Origin of the sequence: Roseburia sp. AF20-18LB (assembly GCF_003461185.1) — a bacterium.
GTDB lineage: Bacteria > Bacillota > Clostridia > Lachnospirales > Lachnospiraceae > Roseburia_C > Roseburia_C amylophila.
Window position 1 is genome coordinate 47,830 of record NZ_QTWP01000003.1, and the last position, 16,225, is coordinate 64,054.

17 protein-coding genes are annotated in these 16,225 nt (G+C 40.5%); all 17 read right to left on the reverse strand.

The genetic code is table 11. From position 1 onward, the window contains the following. Nucleotides 1–4 precede the first annotated feature (4 nt). On the reverse strand, nt 5–1,240 hold the full coding sequence (flhF, locus tag DWX65_RS07345; protein ID WP_117841163.1) for a flagellar biosynthesis protein FlhF: 1,236 nt from the start codon (nt 1,238–1,240) through the stop codon (nt 5–7). Nucleotide 1,241: 1 nt separating this feature from the next. Beyond that, the gene (flhA, locus tag DWX65_RS07350) at nt 1,242–3,275 is read right to left on the reverse strand and encodes a flagellar biosynthesis protein FlhA (protein ID WP_022243294.1); all 2,034 of its coding nucleotides are present in this window, start codon (nt 3,273–3,275) and stop codon (nt 1,242–1,244) included. A gap of 30 nt (nt 3,276–3,305) precedes the next feature. After that, nucleotides 3,306–4,433 carry a flagellar biosynthesis protein FlhB gene (gene flhB, locus DWX65_RS07355; RefSeq protein WP_118173169.1) on the reverse strand — a complete coding sequence of 376 codons (1,128 nt, stop codon included), beginning with the start codon at nt 4,431–4,433 and terminating at the stop codon, nt 3,306–3,308. A 25-nt stretch (nt 4,434–4,458) separates the two neighbouring features. After that, nucleotides 4,459–5,241 carry a flagellar biosynthetic protein FliR gene (fliR, locus tag DWX65_RS07360; RefSeq protein WP_117699047.1) on the reverse strand — a complete coding sequence of 261 codons (783 nt, stop codon included), beginning with the start codon at nt 5,239–5,241 and terminating at the stop codon, nt 4,459–4,461. A 20-nt stretch (nt 5,242–5,261) separates the two neighbouring features. Further along, a complete protein-coding gene (fliQ, locus tag DWX65_RS07365) occupies nt 5,262–5,531 on the reverse strand; it encodes a flagellar biosynthesis protein FliQ (protein WP_197420812.1) in 270 nt (89 codons plus the stop codon). A 20-nt stretch (nt 5,532–5,551) separates the two neighbouring features. Beyond that, nucleotides 5,552–6,409, reverse strand: a complete 858-nt coding sequence (fliP, locus tag DWX65_RS07370) for a flagellar type III secretion system pore protein FliP (protein WP_117841165.1) — start codon at nt 6,407–6,409, stop codon at nt 5,552–5,554. Further along, the gene (locus DWX65_RS07375) at nt 6,402–6,800 is read right to left on the reverse strand and encodes a flagellar biosynthetic protein FliO (RefSeq protein ID WP_022243299.1); all 399 of its coding nucleotides are present in this window, start codon (nt 6,798–6,800) and stop codon (nt 6,402–6,404) included. The genes fliP and DWX65_RS07375 overlap by 8 nt, the downstream gene beginning before the upstream one ends. A gap of 1 nt (nt 6,801) precedes the next feature. After that, nucleotides 6,802–7,164, reverse strand: a complete 363-nt coding sequence (locus tag DWX65_RS07380) for a response regulator (RefSeq protein ID WP_117699050.1) — start codon at nt 7,162–7,164, stop codon at nt 6,802–6,804. Nucleotides 7,165–7,184: 20 nt separating this feature from the next. Next, nucleotides 7,185–8,339, reverse strand: coding sequence for a flagellar motor switch phosphatase FliY (fliY, locus tag DWX65_RS07385; RefSeq protein WP_117699051.1), 1,155 nt, complete (start codon nt 8,337–8,339; stop codon nt 7,185–7,187). A 3-nt stretch (nt 8,340–8,342) separates the two neighbouring features. Then, nucleotides 8,343–9,323, reverse strand: coding sequence for a flagellar motor switch protein FliM (fliM, locus tag DWX65_RS07390; protein ID WP_117699052.1), 981 nt, complete (start codon nt 9,321–9,323; stop codon nt 8,343–8,345). A 42-nt stretch (nt 9,324–9,365) separates the two neighbouring features. Then, complete coding sequence (locus DWX65_RS07395; protein WP_117699053.1) at nt 9,366–9,878, reverse strand: flagellar basal body-associated FliL family protein; 513 nt, start codon at nt 9,876–9,878, stop codon at nt 9,366–9,368. 11 nt (nt 9,879–9,889) lie between these two features. Next, complete coding sequence (locus DWX65_RS07400; protein WP_118057398.1) at nt 9,890–10,723, reverse strand: OmpA/MotB family protein; 834 nt, start codon at nt 10,721–10,723, stop codon at nt 9,890–9,892. Further along, nucleotides 10,723–11,523, reverse strand: a complete 801-nt coding sequence (locus DWX65_RS07405) for a motility protein A (RefSeq protein ID WP_117841168.1) — start codon at nt 11,521–11,523, stop codon at nt 10,723–10,725. Before DWX65_RS07405 ends, DWX65_RS07400 begins: the two co-directional genes overlap by 1 nt. Nucleotides 11,524–11,777: 254 nt before the next feature. Continuing rightward, a complete protein-coding gene (locus DWX65_RS07410) occupies nt 11,778–13,484 on the reverse strand; it encodes a flagellar hook protein FlgE (RefSeq protein ID WP_118173170.1) in 1,707 nt (568 codons plus the stop codon). A gap of 81 nt (nt 13,485–13,565) precedes the next feature. Further along, entirely contained in the window at nt 13,566–13,964 is a 399-nt protein-coding gene (locus DWX65_RS07415) for a TIGR02530 family flagellar biosynthesis protein (protein ID WP_022243307.1), read from the reverse strand. Nucleotides 13,965–13,994: 30 nt separating this feature from the next. Next, complete coding sequence (locus DWX65_RS07420) at nt 13,995–14,717, reverse strand: flagellar hook capping FlgD N-terminal domain-containing protein (protein ID WP_118057400.1); 723 nt, start codon at nt 14,715–14,717, stop codon at nt 13,995–13,997. Nucleotides 14,718–14,730: 13 nt separating this feature from the next. Further along, nucleotides 14,731–16,206 (reverse strand): flagellar hook-length control protein FliK, encoded by a 1,476-nt coding sequence (locus DWX65_RS07425; RefSeq protein WP_118173171.1) that lies wholly within the window; start codon nt 16,204–16,206, stop codon nt 14,731–14,733. Between the last annotated feature and the right edge of the window lie 19 nt (nt 16,207–16,225).

Here is a 16,225-nt window from a genome sequence, read left to right on the forward strand (position 1 = left end):
ATTATTATCTGCCTCCCAATAACTGTTTTACAATTTTCTGTGACTGGAAAATTTCAATATCATCTGGCACATTCTGCCCTGTTGTCACATAGGAAACATCCGCACCAGAATACATGCGAATATTTAACAGACTACCATAACTACTGGTTTCATCTAATTTAGTAAAAATAATCTTATAATCCGATATCTCATGGTATTTATCTACAATTTCCATCAAATCGCGGTATTTTGTAGTTGCGCTTAATACCAGATAAACATCCTTCTCATATTTGTCATCCAGACTTTCTATGAGGTTTCTCATATCTTTTCTCTGATCTTCATTCTTATAAGAGAATCCTGCGGTATCTACCAGAACGAGATCATAATCCTTTACACGCTCTATGGCTGCATTCATTTCTTCCGATGAATAAATAACTGTCAGCGGTGTATCTAAGATATTCGCATAAGTACGTAACTGTTCTGCCGCAGCAATCCGATAAGTATCTGCTGTTAAAAGTGCTACTTTTTTGCCATAATCCACTTTAAATCTGGAAGCCACTTTTGCAATGGTTGTTGTCTTGCCAACACCGGTTGGTCCAATAAAAAATACGATTTTAGGCTGTCCCGGTACCAGTTCAATCTTTTGAGGCTGTCCGAATTTTAATACCATTTTCTGGTAAACATTGGATAAGATAATGTCCATGCTTGCACTGCCTCTTAAATTCTTCTCCACATCATCTAATATCTGGTTGACATATCTTTCATTCACTTCATTATCCAGTAATGTTTCATAAATCATGCGGATACAACGGAAAGTCTCAGACTGCTGATGCTTCATATCCTTTGGAGCATCAGTTTCCTTTTCCGGCTTTTCCTCTTCTTTTGGTTCTTCTTCTTTTTCCGGTTTTAACTTCTTTTCTAATAAATTAGAAAGACTTTCTATCTTTTCTTCCAAATCATGACTGCTTTCCGGATGAATGGCTGCTGGTTCCGGTGCCGGAATTTCAATTTTTTCATTTGCTGCAAAATTTATGCTGTCATGCATCTTTAATGGAGCATGTAACGCAGGAAGAGGATTAACTGTCTGTTCCTTTTCCTCTAATGCTGCCGTCACTTCATAAGTTGTGCTCTTTAATGCCCGGAATAAACCCTTCGGTTTGATTTCCTTTACATTCATAATCACAACTGCTTCTCCCATTTCCTTTTTCGCCTTATCAACTGCCTCTTCTCTTGTTCTGCCCTGAAATTTATTAATCGTCATTTTATGCTGTCACCATCCCTACTGATTGTAATTCCACATTTGATTCCACTTCATTATAAGACACCACAATGAGGTCTTTGAAATAGTCCTCGGTGAGTTTCTTAAAATACATCCGCACAATTGGCGAAGTAATGACAATCGGATTCTTTCCAATATTCTCTAACTTCGCCACTTCCTGCTTCAAGGATTCCATAATATTCTTGGTCTTCTCCGGATCTAAAGTCAGATAAGCCCCCTGCTCAGTCTGTTTTACAGAACCCATGATTTCCTGTTCCACCTTCGGATCTAATGTTACCACGCTGGTTGTCTCATTTGCCGGAAAGTATTTACTTGAAATTGCACGTTTTAATCCCTGACGCACATATTCTGTCAATACATCGGTATCCCTGGTTGTTACCGCATGGTCTGCTAAATTTTCAAAAATCGTAAGCAGATCACGGATAGAAATGCCCTCCTGTAAAAGATTCTGTAAGACTTTCTGAATCTCACCAATACTAAGGAGCTTCGGTGTAAGCTCGTCCACAAGTGCAGGATTGTTTTCCTTGATATTACTAATAAGATTAGATACATCCTGTCTGGTAAGAAGTTCTGCAATGTGGGAACGGATTACCTCTGTCAGATGGGTGGCAATAATAGATGGCGGATCTACTACGGTATAGCCAAGACTCTCCGCACGCTCTCTCTGTCCCTCTGTAATCCAGATTGCCGGCAGATGGAAGGATGGCTCAAAGGTCGGAATACCGGTGATTTCCTCTTCCACATATCCCGGATTCATTGCCATATAGTGGTCAAAAAGGATTTCCCCTTCTGTTACCTGAATTCCCTTTATCTTAATAATATACTGGTTAGGATTTAACTGAATATTGTCACGCAGACGAATAATCGGAACCACTGTTCCAAGTTCCAGTGCAATCTGTCTGCGGATCATTACTACACGGTCCAAAAGGTCTCCACCCTGATTTACATCTGCCAGTGGAATAATACCATAACCAAACTCCAGTTCAATAGGATCAACCTGAAGCAGTGAAACCACATTCTCCGGCCGCCGGATTTCTTCTGCCGCCGTTTCATCTGCATTGGTTTCCTCTTCGATTTCTTCCACCTTTACATCCTTTTGTATCTTCCGTCCGGCAGCTAAAAATGCAATGCCAAGCGCACAGAAAAGTACCGGATTCAGCGGAGTTGCAATTCCAAGAAAGGTTATCGTTGCACCTACAATATACAATACCTTGGGAATTCCAAAAAGCTGTTTTACCAGCATGGATCCAAAATCCGCTTCACTGGATGCTTTTGTTACCAGAATACCTGTTGCCAGCGAAATCAAAAGAGACGGAACCTGGCTGACCAGTCCATCACCAATGGTTAATATACCATATTTCTGAAGTGCCTCCATGGCAGACAGTCCGCCATTCATGACTCCCATAATTGTTCCACCAATCAGGTTGATGAATGTAATAATAAGGCCGGCCGTTGCATCTCCTTTTACATACTTGGTTGCACCATCCATAGAACCAAAGAAGTTAGATTCCTGCTGAATCTTAGTTCTCCGTTCTCTTGCTTCCTTCTCTGTGATGGCACCAGTATTTAAATCTGCGTCAATTGCCATCTGTTTTCCAGGCATTGCATCCAATGTAAAACGTGCAGTTACCTCAGATACACGCTCAGAACCTTTATTGATAACGATAAACTGTATCAGAATCAGGACAATAAATACAATTGCTCCGATTACAAGATTACCACCACCTACAAAGCCCCCAAAGGTCTCTACTACATTTCCTGGTTCACCGGTAGATAAAATCAATCGGGTGGAAGAAACATTTAATGAGATTCGGAATATGGTGGTAAACAATAACAGTGTCGGGAAAAATGACATATCCAGCACTTCTTTTGCAAATAATGCATTAAAAAGAATAATCATTGCCAGTGAAATATTAATCGCCAGCATGACATCCAATAAAATAGAAGGAATCGGAATAATAAAGAATATGACTGCAGCAAGAAGATAGATTGCTACACCAAAATCCGCTTTTTTCATTCCGGTTTCCTCCTTTCATTTAAATTCGTATTAATTTCTGCCTTTTAGATTGTAAACCATCGCAAGCACTTCTGCAACTGCCTGATACAATTCTGGTGGAATTTCTGCTCCGACATTTACATTTGCATAAAGCATACGCGCCAACGGTTTATTCTCTACAATTTCCACCTGATTTTCTCTTGCCACTTCCTTAATCTTTGCAGCCAGAAAATCTTCACCCTTTGCAACCACAACCGGTGCTTTGGATACTTCCGCATCATACCTTATCGCAACTGCATAATGGGTCGGGTTCGTAATGACTACGTCTGCCTTCGGCACATCCTGCATCATTCGGCGCTGCGATGCCTCACGCATTCTCTGACGCTGTCTTCCCTTAATCTGTGGGTCTCCTTCAGTATTTTTATACTCGTCCTTTACCTCCTGTTTGGTCATCTTCATTTCTTCTTTGAATTTATGTTTCTGATAAATCAAATCAGTGATTCCGACAATCAGGTAAACCAGACTTATTTTTAAACCCACATCCACAATAAGTCCGGCAATCAATGCAACTGCCTGCAACAGTTCCATATCATAGATAACAAATAATTCTCCCTGCCTGTCCCTAATCTCGGAATACGCCACATACATGACCAGTGCCACTTTGACAATAGACTTTACAAGTTCAAACAGAGAATCTTTGGAAAACATCCGTTTAAAACCATTGATAGGATTAAACTTTGATAATTCCGGTTTTAATGGCTTCCCGCTTATTTTCCAGCCCACCTGAAGCACGCTGACTAAAAACGTTACCACCATTCCGATTAAAAGAAACGGTATCATGGCCTTTATCATTTCAATCACAGCCTGCGACATTAGCATATGGCTGGATTTTACTGTCATGCCCGTCTTATTTTCTAATAAAATATCCGGGATTTTCCGATAGAAACCTGAAAACTCATTCATTAAGTTTTCTGAAACATAGCTTCCAAAAATCTTCAATCCCAGGAATAAAACAATTAAATCTACTGCTCCGGAAAATTCCTTGCTTTTTGCAACTTTTCCTTCTTCTCTTGCATCTTTTAATTTTTTTGCAGTTGCCGGCTCTGTCTTTTCGCCGCCAGGTCCCTCTTTTGCGAACCACTGCAGATTATATTTCAGAAGTAAATCTCTTTCCTCCATATAAATCTCCTATTCATGTACCAGCTTATCCATGCATTCCTGATGCAATTCCGGTAACCATCCGTTTCATCTCAGTAAACACAAAATCGGATACATACGGAAGCAGCTGTATCGTCAAAAACAAAACCAGAAATCCAAGCAATATCTTAAGCTGGATACCAACAGAAAACATATTCATCTGTGGTGCAATCTTTGCCATGATTCCAAGAATACAGTTCAATATCATTAACACTGCAAAAACAGGAAGTGCCACCCGGAAACCAAGCACCATGGAATCCGTCATATAAGAAACCATGGTCTGAAGCAGGGAATCCCACATAAAATTCTGACCATTTACCGGAATCAGAGTGAAAGAATCAACAATTGCCTGTAAGATATACTGATACATTCCACTGGACATGAGCAATAACATGACCAGATAATTATAAAAATTACCTGTTATCGGAGAATTTGTTTTACTTACCGGATCATACTCGGTCGCCATGGACAAGCCCATATTTAAATCCATAATATTACCCGCAAATAAAACAATGGAATTACAAATATTTGCTCCAAAACCAATCAGCAATCCTGTAATTCCCTCTTTCACGACAATTGTGGCATATTCAATTACTCCTCCATATTCTATCGTGCTTTCAGGTAATACTCCAATCAACAGGATGGATACAAATACTGAGAAACCAATTTTGACTCTTCCCGGAGTATTCGACATGCTAAAAAATGGAGCCGAAAAAACAAAAGAAGTAATCCTCACCAGAACCAGCAAAAAATATTCAAATGTAAGCAGTGAGAAACTATAATTAACCATGTTTTATCTCTACCTGTATATCAACTGATATATAAACTAAAATCAGACCACAATCTCGTCATAAAATCAGTCATATTATTCAGCATCCACGCTCCAAAGAGAAGCATTCCTGCAAATACAGCCAGAATCTTCGGTACAAAGGTAAGCGTCTGTTCCTGAATAGATGTAACCGTCTGAAAAATACTAATAATCAAGCCTACGATAAGTGATATTAAAAGCAATGGAGCCGAAGTTAAAATAATATTATAAATAGCATCCCTTGCAATATCTAAAACTTCTCCCTGTGTGATCAATTTCTACACCTCTTTCATCAGTAAAATGTCTCTACCAGTTCCCTGATAACAAGATTCCATCCATCAGCAAGCACAAACAGCAGAATCTTAAACGGAAGAGAAATCGTAGTTGGCGGAAGCATCATCATACCCATCGACATAAGGACAGATGCTACTACCATGTCAATTACAATAAACGGAATATATATAACAAATCCAATAATAAATGCCTGTCTCAGCTCACTTAAAATAAAGCTCGGAATCAGCACAGTATTGGATATATCATCCTGTGTCTCATAAGTCACGCCGGCAATGTCACAAAATGTATTGATATCCTTTGCCTGTGTCTGTTTAAACATAAATTCACGGATTGGCTCCATTCCTGCCTCAAAGGCCTGTTCCTGCGTGATTTCACCGGCATCCAGCGGTTTCAATGCATTTTCATTAATCTGTGAGAAAACCGGGTTCATAATAAACAGGGTAAGGAACAACGCCAGTCCAATCAACACCTGATTTGGCGGAACAGTCTGCGTTCCAATTGCTGCTCTTACAAAATGAAGCACAATAATAATTCTGGTAAAGGAAGTCAGCATAATAAGAATAGATGGTGCTAACGCAATTACAGTCAGTACCAGAAAAATCCGAACTGTCCCGGATAAATTTCCCTCTCCATTATTAATATTAACAGAAAGTCCATTATTACCAGAGGATGCTGTTCCATCTGGACCATTGCCATTTTCAGTTGACTGATTACTATTACTGCTGTCAGTTACCCCAGGTATATTTACAGATGCCGCATACGCTTTCTGTGGTACAAATGCCACCAGTGTAACAACAACTGCAATAACCGCAAATATAAAAGATACCAGACAGTATTTCTTCTTAAAATTACTCATCCTTATGCCTGCTCTTCGGTAAATGTTCTTTGAACTGTTTCATAATGTTAGAGAAACTTTCTCCTGTATTCTGATATTTCACCGTATCTTCCAGCGAAACATCATTTAACTGTTCCCTTGTAAGCTGTGCTAACATCGTCACTTCATCTTTTCCGATTCCGATTACGAGATAGGTCTCTCCCACCTCTATAATCTGAATATACTTATTTGTAGTGAGTTTCATAGTCTCCACTACCCGCATATTCTTCTGAAAATTATGTTGCTTCTGATATCCGGCAATCCATTTTGTTACATAATATGTAATTGCAAGCACAAAAACAAATATCAGCAATACACCTATCAATTGGAAAAAGCTTTGTACACCCGATGTTCTGCTACTCAGTAATATCATATTAACCCACTACTTTTTTTACTGCTTCAAGAACACGTTCTGCCTGAAATGGTTTTACAATAAAATCCTTTGCACCAGACTGGATTGCTTCAATAACCATTGCCTGCTGGCCCATTGCAGAACACATAATTACACATGCACTTGCATCTGCTTCTTTAATCTTTTTTAATGCCTGAATTCCGTCCATCTCCGGCATGGTAATATCCATCAGTACCAGGTCTGGATGTACTTCATTATATTTTTCGATTGCCTTTACTCCATTTTCTGCTTCTCCGGCAACTGTATATCCATTTTTGGTAAGGATATCCTTAATCATCATTCTCATAAAAGCTGCATCATCACAAATTAAAATACTCTTTGCCATATTAGTTATCTCCTTGCTAATTATTTAATAATCTCTGTAATTCTTACACCAAAGCTTTCTTCAATTACAACTACTTCACCTTTTGCAACGTACTTTCCATTTACCAGTACATCAATTGGTTCTCCAGCAATCTTATTCAATTCAATGATTGTTCCCGGAGCAAAATCCAATATATCATGAATGGATTTACTGGTTCTTCCCAGTTCCACGGTTACTTCCAATGGTACATCCATAATAAGATCAATATTTTCCTTTGGAAATACCCCATTCATATCTCCAGTAAAATTTTGGAACTGAGCCGGCTGTACATTTACCTGCTGGTTTGCATACATTGCCGACATATCTACAGGTTGTCCCATCATTGGCTGCCCCATCATCGGCTGTCCCATCATTGGCTGCTGATTTATCATTGGCTGAGGCTGTGGTGCTGGCTGGCTTGCCTGTGGTTGTGGTGCAGGAGCCGGTGCCGGCTGTGGTGTTGCTTCCTGTATTGGTTCATTTCCACCTGTCATGGTCTCCGTAATACTTTTACACATCTCTCTCGCAAAAGATACCGGATACAGCTGCATGATTTCACTGTCCACAAGATCACCAATTTCCATTTTAAAAGAGATTTTCACAAATGGCTGTGTCAGGAAATCATCAATTGCTCCCTCATCAATATTTCCTGTCAGATCAATCAAATCTGCAACAGGCGGGCTGATATCAATCTTTTTATTCAGCATGGATGATAATGATGTAGCTGCAGAACCCATCATCTGATTCATTGCTTCACTGATTGCGCTTAAATGAAGCTCTCCCAGTTCCACGTCTGTATTGGTTCCGTCTCCTCCCATCATAAGATCTGTAATGACCTTAACATCATGCTCCTTTAATATCAGGATATTGCTTCCATCCAATCCAACGGTGAATCCGATTCGTATAAATACACACGGACGCTCATACGCCTTTACCACGTCGTCCCAGTTTGCCATGGTAACAACCGGTGTGGATATTTCCACTTTACGGTTCACCAGCGAAAACAATGTCGTTGCTGCGGTACCCATACTGATATTAGCAATTTCACCGATTGTGTCTTTTTCTGAATCACTCAGCTGTCCATCTGCCGTATCTGATGATGCACCCGGATTATTTAGCAGGGCATTGATTTCTTCTTGCGATAGTACTCCATCCATCACTTACTGCTCCTCTCTAATTACTGACATTACTCTTACTGCATAGTCATCACCCGAAGCTCCCGGCAATGCAGTAAACTTACGAATGTTTCCAACGTAAACATCCAGCTCCTGGTCCACTTTCGTGTCCAATCTAACTATATCACCCACCTGTAAATTCATGAAGTCGTTTACCGATATGGTGCTGTTACCTAAAATTGCTTTTACAGGTATCGGTGCTTTTGAAATCAAAGTTTCAATTGCTTCCGTATAACGCTGTTCATCTTTTTCCTGCATGGTAGAATACCAGTATTTTGTATTCAACTTGTCCATAACAGGTTCCAAAGTAAGATACGGAAGGCAGATATTCATCAGACCTTCAACATCTCCTATTTTTACATTAATTGTAACAATTGCAATCATTTCACTCGGAGAAATAATCTGGGCAAACTGCGAATTTGTTTCAATACGTTCCAGTCTTGGATGTAAATCCACAACATTTTCCCACGGTTCCCGGAGCAGGTCGACGCAAACTCCCATAATTCTTTCTATAATCAGCAACTCTATTTCTGAAAAGTCACGGACTTTCGCTAATGGTTCTCCGCTTCCACCAAGCATACGATCCACCATGGCATATGCAAGATTTGAAGCAATCTCCAGAATAACCGAACCTTTCAATGGAGAAAAATTAACAATACCAAGAACCACCGGATTAGAAAGTGCATTTGAAAACTCAGAATAGGTAACTGCTTCAGAGTTCATCACCTCAACCTGAATATTTTTTCTTAGATAAACCGGAAGATTTGTGGATATCAGTCTGCCATAATGTTCAAACACAATCTCCAGTGTTCTTAAGTGTTCTTTTGAAAACTTGGAAGGTCTGGCGAAATCATAATTCTTAATCTGCTTCTCGCCATTGTCCTTCATTTCTTCTACATCCAGCTCGCCGCTGCTCAATGCCTGAAGCAGGTTATCTATCTCATTCTGAGATAAAACTTCGCTCACGGACTCTCACCACCTTATATTTCATGCTTACTATTTTTAATCCTATACTACAGTTACTTCCGAGAAGTTGACTGCAATGATAAAATCTGAACCAAACTGCTTCTGTAGTTCTGCCAGTATAGCGTCTTTAACCGCCTGCCGATCCGCATTAAATTCATCCATTGTATAGGTATTAATTACGCTATTAATGGTATCTTTTAAAATTGTTTCACGATCAGCCATATCTTCGCCATAGGTTTTATATCCATCGTTCTTGCTGTCCATGGAAATGGATGCTGTAAGCTTTACATAATGAGTTTCGCCATCTGCACCTGTTTTTAAATTGATTGTCATGGCATCTTCAATTTTATAGGTCACAATCTGGTCCATTGGAATGCTGGCAGACTCAGTTCCATCCCCACTCTCCAGCTCCAGATCAATTGCACTGCATACCTTGTTTACCAGCTCATTGGATTTCTTTGTTTGCGGCAGGATTGTTATTGTAAGTATTCCTGTCAAAATCAGGTTCACCAGAACCAGTGCCAAAATAAGCACTGACATAAGGTTCTTCTTCATCTTATTTCCTCCTATTCTGTAGCGCCGCCGGAATTATATGAATTATATACCTTAATTTCAACACGACGGTTTCTTGCTCTGCCTTCCTCTGTAGTATTATCTGCTACAGGAACATATTCCCCTCTTCCTGAGGATTTAATCAGTGCCGGATCCAATGTGGTATTATCCCGGATAAAATCCGCCACAGAAAGTGCCCGGTACATGGACAGTACATTATTGTTTTCATATTTTGACGAATGGATTGGCACATTGTCGGTATGTCCTTCAATTTCAATCACATTGCTGTCATAGTTTTCCAGGATAGTTCCTATTTTAGCAATCAGCGGCTGGGCATCTTCCCGGATATTTGCCTTTGCCGAATCAAATAATATTGCTCCATTTAATGTAAGTTTTACATACTCGGCATTAAAATCTACTTCCACCTGATTCTGTAATCCCCCCGCCTCTATCTGCTGCTCGATTTGTTCTGCCATTTGTTCTGATTCCGACAATGCCTGTTCTTTATACTGCTCTGCTACATCTGTCTCAGTCTCAGTCTCTTCTGTTTTGCCACCCTGGGAATCCCCATCCTCTCCTGAGGACGTTTCAAAAAAAACATCAATATTCGGCAACTGGCTGATTCCGTTGCCCACCATTTCTCCCTCGCCAATACTCATACTGCCTGCCGGCATAATACTTAAGCTGCTCTGCAGCGAGGCTATCACCATCTGAAACTTCTCTGCATCAACGGTAGACATGGAAAAAAGCAACACGAAAAAGCACAGCAACAGATTCATCAAATCACTAAAGGTGGTTATCCAGCCAGCCGCCGGCTTTGCTTCCGGTTCCCGCTTCTTTCTCGCCATTATTCTTCACCTCCGGCTTCATCTTGTGCATTATAAGCCTCTCTTGCCTGTGGTGACAGGAATGATTTCAGTTTTTCTTCTATTACACGAGGGTTTTCTCCTGCCTGAATAGACAAAAGTCCCTCAACGGTAACCTCTTTCATTATAATTTCTCTGGCATTATTATCTGACATCTTTGATGCAATTGGATTACAGATCCAGTTAGATATCAGCGAACCATACAATGTTGTAATCAGGGCAACTGCCATATTAGGTCCGATGGAAGATGCATCCTGTAAATCCTTCAACATATTAATCAGACCAATCAGGGTACCAATCATACCCCAGGCCGGAGCTAATTCTCCCCACTTTTCCCAGAAGCCGATTACTTTCTTATGCCGGTCCTCAATGCAGCCCAAATCTGTTTCCAGAATTCCACGCACCAGTTCCGGGTCAGTTCCATCTACTACCAGCATAACTCCTTTTTTCAGAAAGTCATCATCAATATCATTCGCTGCTTCTTCCAATGCAAGAAGCCCCTCTTTTCTGGCAATATTTGAAAGATTAATGATATTTCCAATAATCTCACTCGGGTCATTCTTATGTAACTTAAAAGCATTTCCCGCTGACTTAAAGCCATTAATGAAATCTGCCATACTGTTACATGCCAGAACACCAGCAATAGATCCTCCAATCGTAATAACAGCGGATGGGAAGTCCATATATGTATTCCATATTGCCGATACACCTGCACTTTGAATAATTCCAAATAAAACCATTGCAAGTCCCATCAAGGTACCAATAAGTGATGCTATATCCAATTTATCCACCTACATTTCTATAAAATTATGGGAACACCATTCTTTTGAAAATGGTCCTTGTTACCCACCTTTTTGTATTTTCATTTTCATTTCTATATAATCTTACTAAACTTTCAGCAAAATGTCTACTTTTTTTACAATTATTTTAGAAACAATTCCATTTTCTATTATACCATATATAGGGGAACTATCAAATATAGTCCCCCTATATGTACTGTTTTTATATTATTTTTCGCTATATCTGACTATTTTTATTATCGTTTCAGATTAATCAACTCCTCAAGAAGCGTATCGGATGTAGTAATTACTCTTGAGTTTGCCTGGAAACCTCTCTGCGTGGTAATCATCTCGGTAAATTCAGAAGCCAGGTCTACGTTGGACATTTCCAGTTCTCCGGAATTCATGGTACTTCCGTTTGAAGTAATTTCGACACCAATTCCATCAAATTCACCGGAGTTTAAAGTAGTACGGTAGCAGTTATCTCCTACTTTTTCAAGTCCGGCTGCATTTGCAAAGCGGGCAGATGCAATCTGGCCCAAAAGAACAGTATTACCATTATCGTAAGAACCGTAAATTTTACCATTGGTATCTACAAATACACCGGTTAATGCTCCAAGCTTCTTACCTGTTCCGGTTGTTCCATCAATTGCTCCCGCATCCATTCCAACAGTAGATGTTCCACCATTATTAGAATTCTTACACTGTGTAAAATCAATGGAAATATTTTCAAACTGGTCGCCTAACTGTTTCATGTTCAATGTGACTGAGCCGTTAGTGCTGTCACCCACGGAAACAAATTTACCTTTTCCAGTACCAGTATCAAACTTCAGTTCGTAATTTACTGCTGTTGCTTCAATAGTAGGTGGATTACCATCAGTAATGCTGTTGATGGTTGCACCAGGCTGTAACCCGGTATAAATATCAGAAAGTGATACGTCCGTTACTGCTTCGTATCCTTTTACTATACCACCGGCTGAAGTAATTGCACGATATACTTTGCTGTCATACTGTCCGGTAGCGGCATTCTGTGTTGTATTGATATAGTACATTTCACCACTGCTGTTACGGAACTGATGATATGTATTTCCGCCAAAGGAATTAGATGCTCCGGTATCTGTCCACTCTGTACTGATTGCATTGTAAGCAGTCTGTGCATTAGTAATTCCACCGCTGGCATTTGCTCCGAATACATCAGAAAGATTTCCACCATTTGCCAAAAACTCCTCTAAGATATTCTTATTGGAAGAATCATAAATAGCACTCAACTCAACGGTATAAGTTCCGGCATCGGTATCTACACCTTTGACTGCAAATTTTGCGGTATAGGAATATCCCAATGCATCGAAGAAATTCAAATTCATGGCATATCCACTTTCACTGGTTATTTCTGTACTGTTTTTATCTACAATACCACCACAAACTGCATTCGTTGTTGCTTCTGCCGGAGAAGTAAGATTGCTTTCCTGCATGATACGAAGTGCAGATACCTGGTCTTTTTTAATCTGTCCGGTGGTCGGGTCTACCTGCCATCCCATAACATTGTATCCGGTAGATGTCATGGCAAGATTTCCTGAGCCATCGATATAGAAAGAACCTGCTCTGGTAAAAAGATTTTCAGTACCGTTGCTTACAACAAAGAAACTTGTTGTATTACCCTTATCTGTAATTCTTAAGTCAAATGCTTTTCCGGTTGTCTGGGCTGCCCCACCGGAAGTAATGTCGATGGAAGTAGAACCTGTTGTTACACCAAGACCAATCTGCTTGGCATTAATTCCACCGGTTCCGGTTGTTGCATTTGCTCCGGATGCACCGGAAATTGTCTGATACATAATCTCGCTGAATGTTACACTGGACTCTTTAAATGCCACGGTATTTACATTGGCAATATTGTTACCGATAACGTCCATCTTTGTCTGATGTGTCTTAAGTCCCGACACAGCAGAATACATTGATCTCATCATAATGAAATGACCTCCTAAATTTGATGTCTGACGCAGAACCCATCTGTCAGTCAGGGTTCTCACAGCCTCCATAAGGTCCGGCTATGCTATTACTGCACCATCAATATTTGTAAAAACATTATTTTCTGATTCATTCTGGTCCATTGCTGTTACAACTGTCCTGCTCGGTACATTTACAATGAATGCCAGCGAATCAACTACTACTAAGGATTCTTTGATTCCTTTCTTCTCAGCCATCTCCACACCCGCTTCCAAGCGTTCACTCTGCTGGTCTGAAAGACTGATATTCCGGGTAGACAACCGCATGCTTGCATGCTTCGAAAATTTCACTTCGGAAACATCTGCTGCTTTTTGCTTTTCTTTTAATACCTCCGCAAAAGAAGCTCCCTGCTCCGGCTGCGTTTTATTACTCTTCGAAGGATTGAGATACTGGTCTGCTACCTGTTCAATGGAAGTGAATTGATTTGCTATCTTATTCATGCTTTCATCTCCCTAATAACCTTCCGTGGTTTACTCTGCTTTCCCTGTTTCTTCTGTATCTTTTTTGTCTTCTGTACCACCGTTACCTTCTGTCTTATCACCGTTTTCTCCTGCGGCAGCCTGTAACTGTTTCATTTTCTCTTCCAGTTTTACAAGTTTATCGATATCACTCTGTTTAATGAATGACTTCTGATAACTGGTCATGCTGTCATATGCTTTCCGAAGGTTGGTCAGTGTACCTGCATTATCCAGTGTAAGTTCATCTGCTGAAGGTAATGATGCAATTGCAAGTGAAAATGATTTTGCAAGGCTGATTGCATCCATGTAACTGTCGTCCATAACAGAATATAAATCGTCAATGGAGTAAAGGTTGTTATTTACCATAAGATAAGTCTTATTGTTCTCATGGATTACACTGTCTACTGTTCCGGTAACATCGGATGTCTCGCCTGTTGCAGAAGATGTAACACGAAGTACTACCTGTTTTCCCACCAGTGAATTTGCTTCCATCTCCTGTAAGGATGCCTGCATATTCTGGGTTTCCTCTAACTGTGAGAATGTTGCCAACTGTGAAATATACTCTGTATTATCTGTTGGTTCCAATGGATCCTGATATTTCATCTGTGCTACTAACAGTTGTAAAAACGCATCTTTATCCAGACTACCTCCGGATTTTTTGGAAGTAGAGGATGAGGAATTTGATTCTGCACTGGTATCCACAACCTCTCCATTTTTTATAAGCTGTGTTATCATTTTGTGCTCCTTTCTACGCTGTTACATCCATGGTATTTCCATGGTCTTTCATAATCTGGGCTGCCAATGCTTCTTCTTCATTCATAAGCCCGGATAACTCGTCCAATTCTCCACGGAACAATCTTCTTCCGGCTGTTCTTCCAGATTCTTCTCTCTGACTGCCCTGCTGTTCTTCTCCAGATGCATTCTGCTCCAAGTTCCGTTCAAATTCATGACTTGCTATTGTAACTTCGACTGCATCTACTTTGATTCCCTGCTGGTTTAAACTGGTTCGAAGATCTGCAATCTGTGCTTCCAAAGCGGTCTTTACTGTTTCACTGCTTACTGCCAGTTCTGCAGTTATATTTCCTTCTTTGGTTGCTGCAATGTGTAAATATACTTTTCCGAGATTTTCCGGATTCAGCTGCATCTCAATGGATGAATTTTCTGGGGAGAGATTCACTTTTGCGAATTCTGTAATCTGGTTCATAATATCCTGCACATCAATGGTTGTACGGGATGCCACCTTATTTACCTCTTCCGGTGCTACAGTCTGCTGTTCTGCTCTTACCTGAAATTCCATATTCTGCGCATGTTCATTTACACTGCTCTCTTTCGTTTTCTGTGACTGGGCTGCTGGCTCGCCCATTTCACCGGACGCATTCTCTGATACATTGTTTTCAGTCTGTGCATCCTCTGACGCATTCACCTGAATTACCGGCGCTGCATCTTCTGTCTCTTCTTCCGGCTGTACATTCTGTGTTTCTTCTGTAGTATGGGTCATCTGAACTGTAGCTGCCATTACTGTTGTATCCTGTGAAGTAATTGTCGCATCAGTCTGTGGAGCAATTTCCTGCACGCCGCCATCTGCCATATCCACTGTTTCGTTAAAATCCGCTGTCAGTTCTGCCAACTGATTCTGTAATGCTACCCACTCATCCTTAGAAATTCCAAGTGTCTCACTTAAGCTCTGAACCAACGCATCTGTATTCTGCATAATATTTGTGAATTCTTCACTCATAAGCAGTGAACAGACATCCTCAGTTCCTGTCAGTTGTGTCACAAGCTGTGAAAGGCTTGCCGGGTTCAGTAAATCCATCCACTGCAATCCCAGTATAGACATAGCATCTTCTACCTGCTCATCCGAAACGCCAAGTTCATCTTTCAGAATTTCTTTTACACCAGTTTCAAATGCATCCTTTGTGTCTTCCAGTTGATTCTGCAGCTCTTCCACTTTCTGTGTAGGAGAATTCTCCTTTACATTCAGTTTCTTTGCGCTGTCTGCTACAGCTGCCGGCTGTGTGGTTGTTGCTGCAGGTTCTTTTCCTACCGGATTTTCACTGGTAAGCTGCTGGTTTCCATAACCGGATGTTTTCTGTTCCATCACAGAAGCAAAGCTTGCCTGTGCAGTTGCACATAACCCTTTTTCCACAGTGCCCGTCACTTTGGAAAGTCCTGTGTCTAAAGTTCCAGGGGTTGATACCATTCCCGAAATCTTTGCACTCGTCATGTATTCTTCCTCCTTTCTT